This is a genomic window from Paraburkholderia strydomiana (assembly GCF_031456815.1).
GTDB classification, from domain to species: Bacteria; Pseudomonadota; Gammaproteobacteria; order Burkholderiales; family Burkholderiaceae; genus Paraburkholderia; species Paraburkholderia caledonica.
Genome location: NZ_JAVDVL010000001.1, coordinates 422,890 through 439,470 on the forward strand (window position 1 = coordinate 422,890; position 16,581 = coordinate 439,470).

General features: G+C 62.3%; 12 protein-coding genes. 7 read left to right on the forward strand and 5 right to left on the reverse strand.

Annotated features, from left to right (window positions below; all coding sequences use genetic code 11):
- The first annotated feature begins 128 nt into the window (after positions 1 to 128).
- Together J2W46_RS01910 and J2W46_RS01915 are read left to right on the forward strand one after the other, a co-directional pair.
- Positions 129 to 1,703 carry a diguanylate cyclase domain-containing protein gene (locus tag J2W46_RS01910; RefSeq protein WP_310350812.1) on the forward strand — a complete coding sequence of 525 codons (1,575 nt, stop codon included), beginning with the start codon at positions 129 to 131 and terminating at the stop codon, positions 1,701 to 1,703.
- 310 nt (positions 1,704 to 2,013) lie between these two features.
- Complete coding sequence (locus J2W46_RS01915) at positions 2,014 to 2,298, forward strand: hypothetical protein (RefSeq protein ID WP_310350814.1); 285 nt, start codon at positions 2,014 to 2,016, stop codon at positions 2,296 to 2,298.
- A gap of 88 nt (positions 2,299 to 2,386) precedes the next feature.
- Here the strand turns inward: J2W46_RS01915 and J2W46_RS01920 are convergent, their stop codons facing one another.
- Positions 2,387 to 4,669, reverse strand: coding sequence for an amylo-alpha-1,6-glucosidase (locus J2W46_RS01920; RefSeq protein ID WP_020070909.1), 2,283 nt, complete (start codon positions 4,667 to 4,669; stop codon positions 2,387 to 2,389).
- A 410-nt stretch (positions 4,670 to 5,079) separates the two neighbouring features.
- Between J2W46_RS01920 and J2W46_RS01925 the strand changes: the two genes are divergently transcribed.
- The gene (locus J2W46_RS01925; protein ID WP_020070910.1) at positions 5,080 to 5,481 is read left to right on the forward strand and encodes a hypothetical protein; all 402 of its coding nucleotides are present in this window, start codon (positions 5,080 to 5,082) and stop codon (positions 5,479 to 5,481) included.
- A 25-nt stretch (positions 5,482 to 5,506) separates the two neighbouring features.
- Here J2W46_RS01925 and J2W46_RS01930 read toward each other — a convergent pair whose 3' ends face one another.
- The 3 genes from J2W46_RS01930 to J2W46_RS01940 form a co-directional block, all read right to left on the reverse strand.
- Complete coding sequence (locus J2W46_RS01930; RefSeq protein WP_310352004.1) at positions 5,507 to 6,295, reverse strand: alpha/beta fold hydrolase; 789 nt, start codon at positions 6,293 to 6,295, stop codon at positions 5,507 to 5,509.
- Between the two features lie 247 nt (positions 6,296 to 6,542).
- Positions 6,543 to 7,595: a rod shape-determining protein gene (gene mreB, locus J2W46_RS01935; RefSeq protein ID WP_020070913.1), complete on the reverse strand. Its 1,053-nt coding sequence runs from the start codon at positions 7,593 to 7,595 to the stop codon at positions 6,543 to 6,545.
- Between the two features lie 224 nt (positions 7,596 to 7,819).
- Positions 7,820 to 8,479, reverse strand: a complete 660-nt coding sequence (locus tag J2W46_RS01940) for an alpha/beta hydrolase (RefSeq protein ID WP_027805079.1) — start codon at positions 8,477 to 8,479, stop codon at positions 7,820 to 7,822.
- A gap of 388 nt (positions 8,480 to 8,867) precedes the next feature.
- On the opposite strand from J2W46_RS01940, the gene J2W46_RS01945 reads away from it, so the two are divergent.
- Both J2W46_RS01945 and J2W46_RS01950 read left to right on the forward strand, forming a co-directional pair.
- Complete coding sequence (locus J2W46_RS01945; protein ID WP_214880152.1) at positions 8,868 to 10,454, forward strand: DHA2 family efflux MFS transporter permease subunit; 1,587 nt, start codon at positions 8,868 to 8,870, stop codon at positions 10,452 to 10,454.
- A 105-nt stretch (positions 10,455 to 10,559) separates the two neighbouring features.
- Complete coding sequence (locus J2W46_RS01950) at positions 10,560 to 11,474, forward strand: glutaminase (protein WP_131318608.1); 915 nt, start codon at positions 10,560 to 10,562, stop codon at positions 11,472 to 11,474.
- 126 nt (positions 11,475 to 11,600) lie between these two features.
- On the opposite strand, the gene J2W46_RS01955 is transcribed toward J2W46_RS01950, so the two are convergent.
- On the reverse strand, positions 11,601 to 12,470 hold the full coding sequence (locus J2W46_RS01955) for an NmrA family NAD(P)-binding protein (protein WP_310350818.1): 870 nt from the start codon (positions 12,468 to 12,470) through the stop codon (positions 11,601 to 11,603).
- A gap of 285 nt (positions 12,471 to 12,755) precedes the next feature.
- Here J2W46_RS01955 and glmS point away from each other — a divergent pair, with 285 nt between their 5' ends.
- Both glmS and J2W46_RS01965 read left to right on the forward strand, forming a co-directional pair.
- Positions 12,756 to 14,585 carry a glutamine--fructose-6-phosphate transaminase (isomerizing) gene (gene glmS / locus J2W46_RS01960; RefSeq protein ID WP_310350821.1) on the forward strand — a complete coding sequence of 610 codons (1,830 nt, stop codon included), beginning with the start codon at positions 12,756 to 12,758 and terminating at the stop codon, positions 14,583 to 14,585.
- Between the two features lie 132 nt (positions 14,586 to 14,717).
- Positions 14,718 to 16,244: a N,N-dimethylformamidase beta subunit family domain-containing protein gene (locus J2W46_RS01965; protein WP_310350823.1), complete on the forward strand. Its 1,527-nt coding sequence runs from the start codon at positions 14,718 to 14,720 to the stop codon at positions 16,242 to 16,244.
- Positions 16,245 to 16,581 lie beyond the last annotated feature (337 nt).

Below are 16,581 nucleotides of genomic sequence, written 5' to 3' on the forward strand. Positions count from 1 at the left end.
AGTTTCCGTTTGCAACCTGCCAAAGAACCGCGAGCGCGCCCCTCGGGCAATTCCCCATAAAGAACCGCCCCCCTTCGCCGTTAAGACAGGCAATGTAGCTCCGCCCCAGCACTGACCCCAGCGGTACCATGGCAGTAAATCTTTCCGTTTCGAAGTCGATTCTCGCGACTCCGCCCGAACTTGGCGCGGCCGTATCGCCGTCCATTCGTGCCCGGCTGCTGGCGACGCTTTTCGACAACAGGCGGCCTCTGCTCATGTCAGTGGTTGCCAGTGCATTCGTCGCCGCGGTGGCCTACGCGCGCCTGCATCAGCCGTGGGCGATTCTCTGGCTGCTCGCGGACGCGTGGGTTTTGCTAGGACGCCTGAGCATCATTCACGCGTACACGTCGCATAACCGGAACAGCCCGCTCAACCCGCGTCCGTGGGCAGCGACGTACGCCCCGTTGTGCCTCACAACGAGCCTCATGCTCGGACTGGGGACCATGGGGTGCGTCGGCACCGCCGACACCACTCTGGCATCGCTCGCCCTCATGGTCGCATCGGGCATTCTGGGCGGAGTCGCTTCGCGGAACGCTTCGGTACCGCGCCTCGCCATCGCACAGATATGCCTCGTCACGATACCCATCGGGTTGGGCGCACTGTTCTCGCCTATCGCCGGCTCGTGGATCCTCGTGCCCCCTTTGCTTCTCTACGTCGGCGCCATGATATCTATCGTGCAGCGCCACTACAGGGGACTCGTCGCCCTGATGATCGCGGAGCAGAATCACGCCGAACTCGCAGTGCGCTTCGACGCCGCGCTCACTCACATGCCGCATGGGCTTTGCACCATCGACCGGTCGGGAAAGGTGGCCATTGCAAATAGCCGCACCGCCCAGTTGTTCGGCGCGACGCTCGACACGCTGAAACTGAACGTGCCGTTACCCGAGTTCATCGGCCATCTCGGCTTTGTGCAGTTCGGCGAACGGCTGGGTCAGCAGTTCACGGAAAAATGCTCCGCGTGGCTCCGCGAAAAACGGCGCCCCCTCGCACTCGCACTGCCCAACGGCCGCCAGTTGGAATTGACGCGAAATCCTGTGCCGGACGGCAGCGCCGTCGTGATTATCGAAGATGTGACCGAGCGCAGGCACAGCGAGGCGAAGGTGCTGTATCTGGCTCGCCACGACTCGCTTACCGGACTTGCGAACCGGCGCGAACTGCGCGAGCGGCTTGGGAAGATTCTGTCGAGCGCGCGCCGCGGCAGCGATACGCGGACCGCCGTGCTCTACCTGGATCTGGACGGCTTCAAGCAGGTCAACGACAGGCATGGCCATACTGCCGGCGACGAAGTTCTCGAAGCAGTCGCGACGCGGCTTACCGAAACGCTGCGGCATGGCGAATTTGCCGCACGCCTCGGCGGCGACGAGTTTGCCGTGATCGTCGAGAATGCCGCTCTGCATGCGGTCGTTGCAATCGCCGAGCGCGTGATCCGCGAAATAGCGAAGCCCTATCCGCTAACGGCGGGCGGCACCATCCATATCGGCACGAGTATCGGTATTGCGCTGGCGGACGCCCAGGAACCCGTCGACGACCTGATCAGGCGTGCCGACGAGGCCATGTACAGCGCAAAAAAGGCCGGCAAAGGCACCTACCGCATTTCGCACGGACAAACCGAGCCGGAACCGGACGCGGACGCGGATCGGGATGCGAGCGTCGGTACAGCGTGAGTGCGCACGACGCTTCAATAGCGCCTCTCGCGACGCTTTCCTCCGTTCACACGTAGGCTAATGCCGCCCGTGTCGAAGACCTCGGCGCAAGCACTGCCTCTGCGTTCCCCCACTCGCAATCCGCATGCCGCTGCACGAAGCGCAACCTGCGCAGGCCTGCCTGCGGTGCCCTACGGCCTGCAATTAAAACGGAGTATTTCCCCCTGATTGACCCACCCTCTGCGCTGGGCTATGAATCCGATATGCATATCCGGCGATGCACATGCGTGCCGCCGCGCGCCATCGCCGATTTCAGACGGAGGAAGCCGTCATGCTCACGAGACTCGTCGCAATCGCATTGGCGCTCGCGTTCGCAGGGACAGCGCATGCACAGGGCGGCACGGCGGGCTCAGGGACCAGCCGCGCACGCACGGACGCAAGCTCGACGGGCAGCGCGAAGCCGCAAGCCCCCGCTTCCGCACCGGCGACCGGCAGTGCGTCGCTGCCGGTCGGCTCGGGCATTATCGTGGCCCCAGACGAAGGCGCCCGCCCGCCTCGTCCTGACGCATCGCCCGGCACGCCTGCCAATCCAAGCGGCCTGAAGAAGCCCGACTAAGCCGAGGCCGGATAACGGACGCACTCAGGGCGCAGAACCTGCTGCCGACCGGCGGCGGGCCGTACCGCCGCGGACGACGCAGGTGACGTCACAGAAGCGCCACGACGCGGACGTCGCCCTGCTCAGCGGAGGCCACCACCTTCTCGCCGATGCGGCGGAAGGTGATCGACACCGACGCGTCGCCGACCCGCAGATCGCCAACTTCGAGCCAGTCGATGCCCTCCGGCAGCATGGGTTGCTCGATCAGCACTTCACGGCGTTCGGCGTCGATCGTGATGCCGAGGCACGCCTCCAGCATCATGAACGGCGAACCCGCTGCCCACGCTTGCGGCAGGCAGGCGACTGGATAGGCGGTGGGCGGCTCGCCGCGTCGGCGTGGGAAGCCGCAGAACAGCTCGGGCAGACGCATGTCGAAATTGACGGCCGCCTGGAACAGCGCCTGCAACAGCCGCACCGCCGCTGCCTTGCCGCCGTAGTGCGACAGCCCGCGCGCGCAGATTGCGTTGTCATGCGGCCAGACCGAGCCGTTGTGATACGCCATCGGATTGAAACGCGACTGGCTCGCGGCCAGCGTGCGCACGCCCCAGCCTGTGTGAAACAGCGTGGAGTCGAGCGCGCGAACCACCGCTTCGCCACGCTCACGCGAAGGCAAACCGAAAGCCAGCAGGTGACCCGCGTTCGACGCCATCACACGGCACAGTTCACCGTGACCGTCGAGCGCGATCCCATAGAAGCCGGACTCTTCCATCCAGAACTTTTCTTCGACACACTCGCGCAGTCTCTTCGAACGCGCCTTGTATTGCGCGGCTGCGTCGTGCAAGCCGCGCAGCTTTGCAAAGTGAGACATGGTGTCGAACGCGGCGCTCGCATAAGCCTGCACTTCGACGAGCGCGATCGGACCATCGGGGAAGCGACCGTCGGCGTGAAACACGGAATCGTGACTGTCCTTCCAGCCCTGGTTCGCGAGGCCGCCGTCCGACTCGCGCTGATAGTCGAGCAGCCCATAACGATTCTTGTCGCAAACACCCGCGACCCAGCCTGCCGCGCGCTCCAGCGCCGGCCACAGTTCGTCGATCAGCGCGATGTCGCCCGTGCGAGCCGCATAAGCGCCGGCCAGTACGATGAAGAGCGGCGTGGTGTCGACGCCGCCGTAATACAGCGCGAACGGCACTTCGCCGGTGGCCGCCATTTCGCCCTTGCGCATCTCATGCATGATCTTGCCGGGCGCGGCGTCGCGAAACGGCGAGTTCTCGCTTGCCTGATGCTCGGCAAGAAAACGCAGCACGCCGGCCGCGAGTTGCGGCTGCAACCAGAGCGTCTGCAACGACGTAATCACGGCATCGCGCCCGAACGGCGTGGAGAACCATGGAATGCCCGCATACGGATACGGGCCGGTCGCGAGGTCGGTGGTCAGCAAACCGAGATCGGCAAGCGAACGGTCGATCCACGCGTTGAAAAGCGGATTGCTGGAACGCACGCGCGCGGTCACGCGCCGCCGTTCGCGCATGACGAGGTGCGCATCCACCAGCGCGGCGCGCACCGCCGTGCGGCCGACGCGCGGCCGCTCGGTGTCGATCTGCGACATATGTGCTTCGCTCACCGGATGGGTCGGCGACGACACGCCGGCGCTTGGCGCATCCGGCGATTGTGCGACCACCTGAACCGCGATCGACAGATAGATCGACACGCATGCCTGAGCCGGCAGCTTGACGGTGTAGTCGGCGCGGTCGGCGAACAGCTTGTCCGGCTGCGGCGCGAAAGCGATCTGCACATTACGCGCCACGTCGTCGAGACCGACGTAACCCAGCAGCACTTCGTCGTTCTCCACGCGCGGCGCCTCGATGCGCCCCTGCTTCGTGCGCTTCAGGCCGCGAACCTCGAACATGTCGCGAAAGTCGCTGCCGAACGAAATGGACAGCGGCACGATCGCGTCGCTCGCGCCGTAGTTGGTGAGTTCGATTGCTTCGTTGAGCACCGTGCCCGACAGCACGCGCACGCGCTCCACGTGGATCACGCCCTCAGGCGTGCTGTCGCCGCCGAGCGGGGGCAACGGACGGTTGGTCAGATGCGCGGTAAACGACGTGTTGTCGCTGCTGACGCTGCCCGACAGCAGCGAGGGCGCGCGGCCACCGAACGTGAGGCGCAGTTGCGAAAGCACGCGGGTGTCGTTGACGAACAGGCCGTCGTCGTGGCCGGTGATATCGCCGAGAGGATCGTTGACGATGAAGGTGTCGCCCGACTTCAGCACGTGCTGCGTGGCGCTGGCAACGTTGAGGTTTTCCGTCGGGATGAAAACGCCGTCCTGCTCGGGTTCGCGGTGATCGATTCCGCCCGAGTGGGACAGGCCGCCGAGGGCTTCAGGCTGCTGCATCAGGGTCGCTCCTATGGTTCGCTGCTGCGTTTCGCTTCACTTCCGGTTGCGGCGGGTGGTGCCCGGTCGCTTCCGATTGTAGAAGGTCTGGTCTCTTCAGACGAACTTCTCGCGGGGGAGTTTCGGTTTTTTTCGGTGGCACAGGACGTGCAGAGCGCCCCGCGTTCTGGCGCGTTGCGGACCTGTTGCACCCGCAACGTCGCGCCGCCTGGCTCGATTAGTCGCTGCCTTGAGACCTGCCTTGAGACGCTAAACAGCAACAATGTTTTGCTTTGGCAGGACTGAGTACGCAGCGACGCATCTGCGATACTGAATTCGTGTTCTGCTTGCCCGGCGGACACATCGCTGTCATGGCCCGCCGCGCTTAGGCGGGCCTTTTTTAATCAGCCAGAAGAACAGGAAGAACCCGAATGAACGCCTCTCTTGAAACGCTTTTTCCGGACCACGTCCATAGCGAAGACAGCGCCGTCAGCGCGCTGAACCATCAGGACATCGTCGTTGCCCTCTCGGCGGCTTTGAAGACGCAGGACGTCGCCGTGCTGCACATGCTGTATCCGCGCACCGACGCGCGCACGCATCGCAGCCTCGACGCGCTAGTCGACGTATTGCATGGGCACGGGCTGCACGAAGTCGCGGATCTGATCGCACATGAAGCGCACTACCTGCTGTTCAAGGATCCGGCCAAAGCGTGGAAAGCGTTTCACGAGATCCGCAACGACTCGCTCGCGATCGGCGTGCATCTCTATTATCACGGCCTGGTTGGCGAAGCGGCGGAACGCGCGCTCGACAAGGACGCGCATCGCAAGGCCTAAGCAATCCGTTTGAAAGATCCGCCGGTCACCTGGCGTTCGTCGCGCGAATGAATTCGTCGATGTAACGATTGAAGGCCGACGGATGCGCGAGATTCATGCCGTGCGACGCGCCGCGCACCGTTTCGCGCCGTGCGTCGGGCAACCACGATTGCAACGCGGCCGCCGTGCGCCGAAACATCTCCGGACTTTTTTCGCCGTCTATCAGCAGCACGGGGCAACGCACGTCGGCGGCCTCTTGGGGCACGTAAGGCGGCAACGGATCGCGCAGTTGCAGCGGCAGCGTGGCCGCGTTGTCGGTTGCCATCCGGCGAAAAGCCGGCGTGCTCATCGCCCAGAAACCGGGGCGGCTCACCGAATCCACGAACAGTTGCAGGCCCGCCTCCACGTCGCCGGCCTCGATCAACTGCGCCGCCCGCGCTCGCAACGCGTTGACTGTTTCGGGCACGCTTGCGGGTGGCCGGCCGGCGATCTGCAACGGGCCGCCCGGGTCCGCCAGGGTCAGGGTGCGTATGTGCTGCGGGTAACGACGCGCGGAATGAAACGCGACGCAGCCGCCGCGCGAATGACCGACCACGTGGGCCGCTCCCACGCCGAAACGCTCGATGAATTGCGCAACCTGATCCGCATGCGCGCTCCAGCTGAACGGGGCGTCAGGCCTGGTATCGGTCATCGGCCAATAGTGCGTGAGACTCACCGCGACGCAACGGTAATGCTTCGAAAGGCCGGCGAGTTGCGGCTGCCAGTAACGATAATCGCAAAGCGAGCCGTGCACGAAAAGCAGCAGTCCGCCTTCGCCAGCCTCGACATAGGGCATGCGCAAACCGCTTTCCAGTTCGATAAAGGAAGCGGAAGTACCGAAGGACTCAGAAGCGGATCGATTCACAGATGGTTCGCGGCAGCGCCGCAACGCCGGCCGGATGAATTGAGTGGGAGGATCGAGCGCTTGCAGGAATCTGCCAGCGCCACGTGACATGTATTGTCACATAGCCCCGTCTTGCGGTGCCGGTCGGCAGATTCGCGGCTGGAGTGCTGCCGAAAACGCGCGGCAGGCTACGGTCGACTTACTCGTAAGCGAACTCTTCCAGCAAGCCGGCGGCGGCTGCCGCGCCCGCGCCGCGCACGGCGCACGTCAGCGGCTCGTCGGCCACGCGCACTTCGAGGCCGATCTCGTTCGAGAGGCGCCGCTCCAGATTGCCGAGCAGCGCGCCGCCGCCCGTGAGCACGATGCCGTTGTGCGCGATGTCGGTGGCGAGTTCGGCGGGCGCCATTTCCAGCCCGCGTTTCACAGCGCCGATCACCTGGCGCAGCGGTCCTTCTATCGCGTCGGCAATGTCATGATTGCTCAGTTGCACCGTGCGCGGCAAACCGTCGTCCACGCTGCGCCCAGTCGCGTTCATGTGCTCGGCCGGCACGTCGCGCACAGCCGAACCGATATTTTTCTTCACGTGCTCGGCGGTCTGCTCGCCCAGCAGCACGCCATACAGATTACGCACGTAACTGATGATCGCCATGTCGAAGGTATCGCCACCCACGCGGATCGAACCGCTATACGCGGTGCCGCCGAGCGTGATCACGCCGACTTCCGTGGTGCCGCCGCCGATATCGACGACCATCGAGCCGGTCGCATCGGACACCGGCAAACCCGCGCCGACAGCCGACGCGAGCGATTCGTCAATCAGACTGACCTTCCACGCGCCTGCCGCGACGGCCGCTTCCTTGATCGCGCGACGTTCGACCTGAGTCGCGCTCGCAGGAACGCACAGCGTGAATGCTGCGCGGCGGCTGAACAATTGCCGCGGGCGTGCCATATCGACGAACTGCCGGATCATGTGCTCAGCGGCGGAAAAGTTGGCGATCACGCCATGACGCATTGGGCGCACGGCTTCCAGATTGCGCGGCTCCCGGCCGAGAAGCTGGCGCGCCTCGGCGCCCACCGCCGTGACGCGTTTTGGGCCGGTCGAGTGATCTTTTTCGAAGCAGACAACCGACGGCTGATTCAGCACGATGCCGCCGTCGTCGGTGTAAATGAGCGTATTGGCCGTGCCGAGGTCCACCGTCACGGCCTGGCGGAACAGTCGGTCGAAAAGCGGGTGATGCGGCGTCGGTTTGGCCATAAGAAGGCTCTGTTGTGTCGCTCTGTAGCGTCGCGTCGTGGCTTCGCTCAGTTGCGTCGCTTGTTTGCGTCGTTAGCGCCCATGCACGGCAGCATGAAAAATGCGCCCCCGGTCACCCCTGCCGCGGGCACTGCGCAGTCCCGCGACGGGCGTGATTTTCGTGCTATGAGCAGTTAACGGCAAATAGATCGATATCTTTAGCCCCGCTTTTCAAGCGATCTGTATCAATCGCGCGACAAAGCGCCCAGCGTGCGCTCGAGTGCCTGCTCGCCGAGCGCGACGCCGTCCGCGCTGATCGTGTGGCCCACGCCTGGCAACGCATAGGCATCGACGGTGTAGCCGGCCGCGCTGAATGCGTCGGCGGCGTATTCGAGCTCCTGAACTGGAATCACCTCGTCTTCCTCGCCGTGAATCAGGGTGAGCGGTGTGCCGTTATGCGCGCCGACGGGCGACGCAAGCCGCCCCGAGTAGGCGACGACGCATGCAGCGCCCTCGGCGCTCGTCGCCACATGATGTAGCGCCATGATCGAACCTTGCGAAAAGCCGACGAGCGCAAGCCGTCCGAAAGAAAGTTGCCAATGAGCCAGCTCGGCTTCGAGCATGCGGCGCAGCGCGGCATAGGCCGTCGCAGCGCGCGCTTCGCGGTTGCCTTCGCTAATGTCACGCAAGCTGAACCACTGACGCCCGCCGAAACCGCCGTCGAAGGGATCGGTGCCGTCGAGCGACGTGAAGGCCACGTCGGGCAAACGCTCGCTCCAGATGTCCGCGAGCGGCATCAGGTCGCGGGCATTGCTGCCCACGCCGTGCATCAGCACCACCAGTCCCTTGGCAGGCGCAGTCAGCGGCGCACGCCGCCAGCCGTGTTCGAATTGCTCCCAGGCCATATTGCTTTCCTTTGCTGTATTTGAATTGCGGTTGATGGCGGCCGCCTGCTGCGTCGCAAACTGCAGCATATGCAGTCTGGATCGGCCCTAGCCGCGAGCATACGCTGTCGGCTTTGCTCGTGCCGCCTCTGCCTGCGCGCGTCGGCGACGTCGAAAGATGAATACAGGTATCCTTTTGCGAGCATCCAGCGGACCCGCCTCACCGTATGGCGCTGCCTGTCGCATGAGCGTCGCATTGGGGCGCATGAATGGCACCCTGAGTGGCAACTTCGTGGCAACTTAGCGGCATCGTGGCGGCACATTAGCGGCAGAAAGCGGCGCATGCCCACGCAGCAGTGCTGGGGTATCGGCGCGCGAGGTCCGCGGCACATCGATCCGGGAGAATCTCTTGAGCCAACCACCGTCCGCGGCGCCTTCCGCGCCCGCGTCCGCCCCACCCGCCCCTCCACCGCCGCTGCAAGGCGGCCAACTGGTGCTCGCGACGATTGCCGTCGCGCTCGCCACATTCATGAACGTGCTCGACACGTCGATAGCGAACGTCGCCATTCCGACCATCTCGGGCAACCTGGGCGTTTCAGTCGACGAGGGCACCTGGGTCATCACCGTGTTCGCCGCGGCCAATGCCGTTTCGATTCCGCTCACCGGCTGGCTCACACAGCGCATCGGCCAGGTGAAGCTGTTCGTCGGCGCGATCCTGATGTTCGTGCTCGCCTCGTGGCTGTGCGGCATCGCGCCGACACTGCCGATCCTGCTGCTCGCGCGGGTTTTCCAGGGCGCCGTGGCTGGTCCGCTGATTCCGCTGTCGCAAGCCATTCTGCTCGGCTCGTATCCCAAGGAGAAAGCGTCGACCGCGCTCGCGTTATGGGCAATGACCGCCACCGTCGGTCCGATCGCGGGCCCGGCGCTCGGCGGCTGGATCACCGACAGCTACAGCTGGTCGTGGATCTTCTACATCAACATTCCGGTGGGCCTGTTTGCTGCCGGCGTCACGTGGATGATCTATCGCACTCGCGAGTCGCCCACCCGTAAGCCGCCAATCGACGTGGTCGGTCTGGGCCTGCTGATTACATGGGTAGCTTCGTTGCAGATCATGCTCGACAAGGGCAAGGATCTCGACTGGTTCGCGTCGCCGGTTATCGTCATTCTCGGCATTACCGCGCTGATCAGCTTCGCATTCTTCCTTGTGTGGGAATTGACAGAAGAGAACCCGATCGTCGATTTGCGGCTTTTCCAGCAGCGCAACTTTCTGGGCGGCACGATTGCGATCTCCGTCGCATACGGCGTTTTCTTCGGCAATCTCGTGCTGTTGCCGCAGTGGATGCAGGAGTATCTGAATTACCGCTCGGTCGACGCAGGTCTCGTCACCGCGCCGCTCGGGATTTTCGCCGTGATTCTCGCGCCCGTAATGGGCCGCGTGCTGCCGCGCTCCGACGCGCGCATCATCGCGACGATGGCTTTCGTCGGCTTCGCGATCGTCTTCTATATGCGCTCGAAGTACGTGATCGAAATCGACACCTGGCACCTCGTGATACCAACGCTATTGCAAGGCATTCCAATGGCGCTCTTCTTCGTGCCGCTCACGTCGATCATTCTCTCGGGACAGCCGCCCGCAAAGATCCCGGCGGCGGCCGGCCTGTCGAACTTCGCTCGCGTGTTTTGCGGCGCGGTGGGTACTTCGGTAGCGGGCAATGCCTGGAACAACCGCACAGTGCTGCATCATGAAAGGCTCACCGAACGCGCATCCGTGAACAACCCGTTGTTCAACCAGCAGATCGATTCGACGCAGTCGTTGCTGCATATGAACACGCAATCTGCGCACGCGCTATTCGATTTCACCGTGAATACGCAGGCGGCGATGATGGGCCTGAACGACATCTTCTTTATATCGGCGGTCATCTTCATTCTGATCATTCCGCTGATCTGGATCACCCGGCCCGCAAAGGGCGGCGGTCAGGACGCAGCAGGCGCGCATTGACGGCAGCGCGGGCGTCGCAGTGGCTCTCAAAGCTTCGCGCGGCGCCCGCCTCGACACATTGCGGATGCTTGCCAGTAGAATCGCGGCTCCACAGGGTTGAGCCTCATGAACTACGCATCCATCCTCGAACAGATCCATCGCGACTTGCGGCCTTTCCTCGGCACCGGCAAAGTCGCCGATTACATTCCGCAACTGGCGACAGTCCCCGCCGACAGCTTCGGCATGGCGATCGTCACGCCATCCGGCGAAGTATTTACGATCGGCGAAGCAGACACGCGCTTTTCCATTCAAAGCATTTCAAAGCTATTTGCCTGCACGATGGCGTTCCGGCTGCTTGGCGACGAGTTGTGGCAACGTGTCGGTCGAGAACCGTCGGGCAATGCGTTTAATTCACTGGTTCAGCTCGAAGCGGAGCACGGCAAGCCGCGCAATCCGTTCATTAATGCCGGCGCATTGATCGTGACCGACGTGCTGTGCCGGCGCTTCGTTCAGGCCGAAACCGCGCTCGTCGAATTCATGCGGCGCTTAACAGGCGAAGCAAGCATCGACTACGATCTGCGCGTCGCCCAATCGGAGTTGCAGCACGCCCACCGCAATCGTGCGATGGCGCATTTCATGGCCAGTTTCGGCAATATGGAAATGGCGCCGGAAGTTGTGGTCGATGCATATTGCCGTCAATGCGCGATTTCCATGAGCTGCGTTGAACTCGCGAAGGCAGCACTGTTCCTGACCAATCATGGCGTGGCGCCGTCCACTGGCGAGCGCATTCTGGACACCAGTTCCGCGAAACGTCTTTCCGCGCTGATGCTAACGTGCGGTACTTACGACGCAGCCGGCGATTTCGTATACCGCGTCGGCCTGCCCGCCAAGAGCGGCGTGGGCGGCGGAATCGTCGCGGTATTGCCCGGAGAAATGGCAGTGTGCGTATGGTCGCCAGGGCTCGATGCAAACGGCAATTCACTGGCCGGAGTTCTCGCACTCGAATGGTTGACGACCTATACGGGCCAATCAATTTTCTGATTGCCAATGAGCGTTGGCGCACAGACATTCAGGGTGAATTAACGCAGTGCGAATAACGCGTCACCGCGCGACCTTGAAACACTGCGCCGCGCTATTCGCCGTTTGCGTTGCAACCTTTCGAACCGATCAGCCAGCGCGCTTGACGAGTTCGGCGAGCACTGTCTCATGGGCAGTGTTGCCCACTACGTGCTCGTTTACGCCTGGCTCGAAATCGATCCAGCCCGAGTTGAAGCCGTCGAGCATTTCAATGCGCGGCGCCGGCCAGGCCGTGCCTTGCGCCTGAAACCGCGCTTCCCATTGATCGCGAGGCACCGCTTGCGCCTTCACGTCACGCTCCAGTACCCGCCCAAGCAGCGCCGCGATTTCGTGCTGCGTGTAGCGCTGCGGGCCCTCGATCTCGATCACGCGCCGCCCTTGCCAGGACTGTGCAAGCGTATCTGCGACGACGCGGCCAATATCGGCCGTCGCGACCATCGGATACGCGCGCTCGAGCGGATGAAGGAAACTCGACATGACGCCCGTGTCGCGAGCCGGCGCGATGTCCCACAGCGAGTTTTCCATGAACCAGGCGGGCCGCAGGATGGCGGTGGGCAACGGCAGGTCAGCGAGCGCCTCTTCGAGAATATGAACCTGCGTGATCAGGCCAAGGCCGGACACACGCTGGCCGCCAACCGAAGACAATACCGCAACGCGCTCAGGCCGCGCCTGTGTCAGCGCTGCTTTGAGTACAGCGGCTCCCGCGTGTGCACCTGGATAACCAGGCTCCGGCGCGAAGTTCGGCGCCATCATCACGAATACGCCTGCCGTGCCGCGAAAGGCTGCGGCGAGCGCTTCGGCGTCCTCGAACGATGCGATCGCCACCTGGGCGCCACGCTCCTCCCACTGCGCGGCCTTTTTCTCGTCGCGCAAGACAGCGCGTACTTCATGTCCGGCAGCTAATAAAGCGCGCGCCGCCGCGCCACCAACCTGCCCTGTCACACCGGTAATCGCATACATGTTCGATCGCTCCTTAAATGGTAAATGCGGTAGTGCGACGCATTCTCACCGTTTAATCGGCATTTCGCGATAGCATCGATATCATTTGTTCAATGACGAAATAGCATGCTTATGTTTCATGTTTGTTGCGCGTGAAAGCTGCGTGCTTATTTACCGGACAACGGTTCAACGTTTCGCGCCGCGCTCAACGCGGTTTGCACTGCGGTGTCTATGCTTGGTTGCAATGCAACAGACTTGATAGTTCAGTCCGTTGGTGTTTGAACCGCTGCGAACAAGGGGCTTTTCATGTGCGGAATCGTAGGAGCAGTGGATCGGCGCGATGTGACTTCGATGTTGACCGAGGGATTACGACGCCTCGAATATCGCGGCTACGACTCGTGCGGTATTGCCGTTCTTCAGCAAGGCGCGCTACGGCGGGTGCGAAGTGTTGCGCGCGTTGCGAATCTCGCCGCAGAAGTTGCGCAGGCAAACTTGTCCGGAATGATCGGTATCGCACATACAAGATGGGCCACACATGGTGCGCCCGTCGCAAGGAATGCGCATCCGATCTTCTCCAGCGGCGAAATCGCCATCGTCCATAACGGCATCATCGAAAATCACGAGTCGCTGCGCGAAGAACTCAAAGTACTCGGCTACGTTTTCGAATCGGATACGGATACGGAAGTCGTCGCTCACCTGATTCATCATGCCTGGCAGAAGGAGTCTTCGGGCGACCTGCTTTCGGCCGTGCGCCATGCGCTTGCACGGCTGCATGGCGCATACGCCATTGCGGTATTCGCGAGAAATGATCCGCACCGCGTGATCGGCGCGCGCGCGGGCTCGCCGCTCGTCGTCGGACTCGGCGACCAGGGCAACTATCTGGCGTCTGACGCAATGGCGCTCGCCGGTACGGTCGAGAGGTTCATTTATCTGGAAGAAGGCGACATGGCGGAATTGACGCTGGACGGCGTGCGGGTCGTCGATCAACGCGGCAATACCGTCCAGCGCGAGATCAAGCTCCAACATTCGAACACCCACGCGGTGGAGCTCGGCCCGTACCGGCATTACATGCATAAGGAGATCTTCGAGCAGCCCAGCGTGATTGCGGACGCAATTGAGGCGGTTCATTCGATCTCGGCTGACTTATTCGGACCCGGCGCAAGGCACGCTTTCCGCGAAATCGACTCATTACTGATTGTCGCGTGCGGCACGAGTTACTACGCGGGCATGACCGCAAAGTACTGGTTCGAATCGCTTGCCAAAGTACCGACGCAGGTAGAAGTCGCCAGCGAATACCGGTATCGCAGCAGTGTCGCCAATCCTCATACGCTAGTCGTGGTCGTGTCGCAATCGGGCGAAACGGCGGACACCCTCGCGGCTCTGAAACATGCGCAATCGCAGGGACACCGGCACACGCTGGCTATCTGCAACGTCGCAAGCAGCACGATGATGCGCCAGGCGCAATTCCAGCATCTGACGAGTGCCGGACCCGAAATCGGCGTTGCCTCGACGAAAGCCTTTACAACACAACTGGTCGCATTGTTTCTGCTGGCGCTTACGCTCAGTAAGCAGCGCGGGCGCCTCCCGGCGGCGCAGGAGGCGGAGTATCTGGACCAGTTGCATCAGTTGCCGGCACGTCTGAACAGCGTCCTCGCGCTGGAAGCGCAAATCATTGCCTGGGCCGAAGCATTCGCGCGGACCGAGCATGCGCTTTTTCTCGGGCGCGGCTTGCACTATCCAATCGCTCTGGAAGGCGCTTTGAAGCTGAAGGAGATCTCATACGTACATGCGGAAGCCTATCCGGCCGGCGAGTTGAAGCACGGACCGCTCGCGCTGGTGACAAGCCAGATGCCGGTTGTGGCGATCGCCCCCAACGACGCACTGCTCGACAAGCTGAAATCGAACATACAGGAAGTGCGGGCCCGCAGCGGCCAATTGTATGTATTCGCAGATCAGGATTCGCGGATTGCGAGCGAAGATGGCCTAAGGGTAATCCGCATGCCGAACCACTACGGCTGTTTGTCGCCGATCCTGCACGTGGTGCCGTTGCAACTGCTTGCTTATCACACGGCCTGCGCGCGCGGCACCGACGTCGACAAGCCGCGCAATCTGGCGAAGTCGGTCACTGTCGAATGAGGCGTAGCGCACAGATGGGTTGACAGTTTGTGTGTACAAGCAAACGGATGCATGACGACGAACGTGCGCCGCACATGTAATTGAAATTCATTGAGCCGGCCAACGCCGGCTTGATAGCGCGAGGAAGCAAGCATGCAGATTTATCCGATCAATCCGAGCTTTACGGCGGGAGCGTGCTTCGAACTCGCCGTGCAGCCGAACACGCGCTTTAGCGTTGCTCTTTATCAGCAACAGGACGACGACTCGCTGACGAGTCTGTGCGGCGTTGTTGTCGAAGGCAAAAACGGTGTGACGGCCACGTTGAAGGACGGCAAGTACTTGTTCGAATCGACGGGCAATAACGTGCGGATGCGCTTCGACGAGGACTGGAACTGGCCGACAATCACAATCCGGCCGAACGTGACGGACCTGGAGACCGGCGCCTATGTAGCGATCGCCTATGAGGTCGATGCCGACGGCAAGCCCGTTCACGAGCTTGGGCAGTCGTGCGCCGCGCATCGGCCGATATTCGCGGCACGCCCCGCCAGCGACAGCATGGCGCTAGTCATCGCGCGTCCGCGCAATCCGACGGCGGCTCTTGCGTACATCGTGCCTACGGCTACCTATCACGCGTACAACTCGACGGGCGGCGGCAGCTTCTATGACGATCGCGTCCACCGCTATCGGGCAGCGAATAAAGTCAGCCTGCATCGCCCCGGCGGCGGGCTAGGTGCACGGCTCGGCGAACCGGTCGATCCGTACGATACGCGCTCGACCCGTCAACAGTTCCCACATTGGGACGCCAAGTTCATCCGATGGCTGCGCAAGGAAGGCATTGCTTGCGACTTCTACACGGATCTCGATCTTCACAGCGCGACTGCTCTCGATCTGACACGCTACCGCTGCATGCTGAGCGTCGGTCACCACGAGTACTGGAGCGAAGAAATGCGCGCGCATGTCGCGTATTTCGTCACGCAAGGCGGAAACCTTGCGGTTTTCAGCGGCAATACGTGTTATCGGCCCGTGAGGTTCGTCGGCTCGGAGCCCGGTCAGCTCACCGAGATGCGCAAGCTCGCGGACAACTGGGACGTGCTCAAGGAGCGGATCGATCTCGATCCGCGTGTAAGCGGCAATGAAAGCAATCTGATAGGACTGACTTATAAGCACGGCGGCGGCCACTGGGGCACATGGTCACGCTGGCGTCGCCGGTGGGTCAAATGCGAGCGTCGAGCGGTCGGCTTTACCGTCAAGCGGCCAGAACATTGGATATTCGCCGGTACTCAGTTGCAAAAGGATGACACGTTTGGCGCGGAAGATCGTCTCGTCGGATATGAAGCCGACGGCATCCCGCCCGAATGGAGTGACGATGCGTTCGAAACGCTGGCGACTACAGATCCGCTTGCGGGCTGGGAGATGGGCGGAGCAGGCGCGATCGGCATCTTCCGTCCGTTGCTTCGTGACGGTCGCCGCAGCGTGGGAGAAGTGTTTAACGTAGGCACGACCGACTGGGCTCGCGCGCTAATGGATAGCGCGGCGAAGAGCAATGGCGTAGTTCAGCAGATTACCCGCAACGTGATCCGCAAATACGCAGGACTCGAAGCGGCAAATGAATTGCCGCTACCTGCTTCGGAGACGGCCAGCGCCACAAAGGAGGCTGCATTGCACACCGACGCCGGTTGAGCGGTACACCGTGTACGGAATGAAAGCAATGACCGATACACACCCGATGTTGTCGGAAGGTGACACGATCGGGTAATACCTGGCTTACCCATGCGGCGGCAGAAATTACTTCGGTTTCCTACTCATATTTCTTTAAGGTTTATGGATGACACTCTCTTCATGCCGCGTTTTCAGCGGATCTAGAGGCTTTTTCAGGGCAATGAAGTTGAACTTTCAACGCCTCGGCGTTCGCTCTCCCGCACTGAGCGGCAGGTTTTAACGCACGTCTGCGTTGTCAGCCAAGGTTGGCTGTTTGAGGCTGAATTTAGGTGAGCACGCAACCAGCCTTACAGCGTAT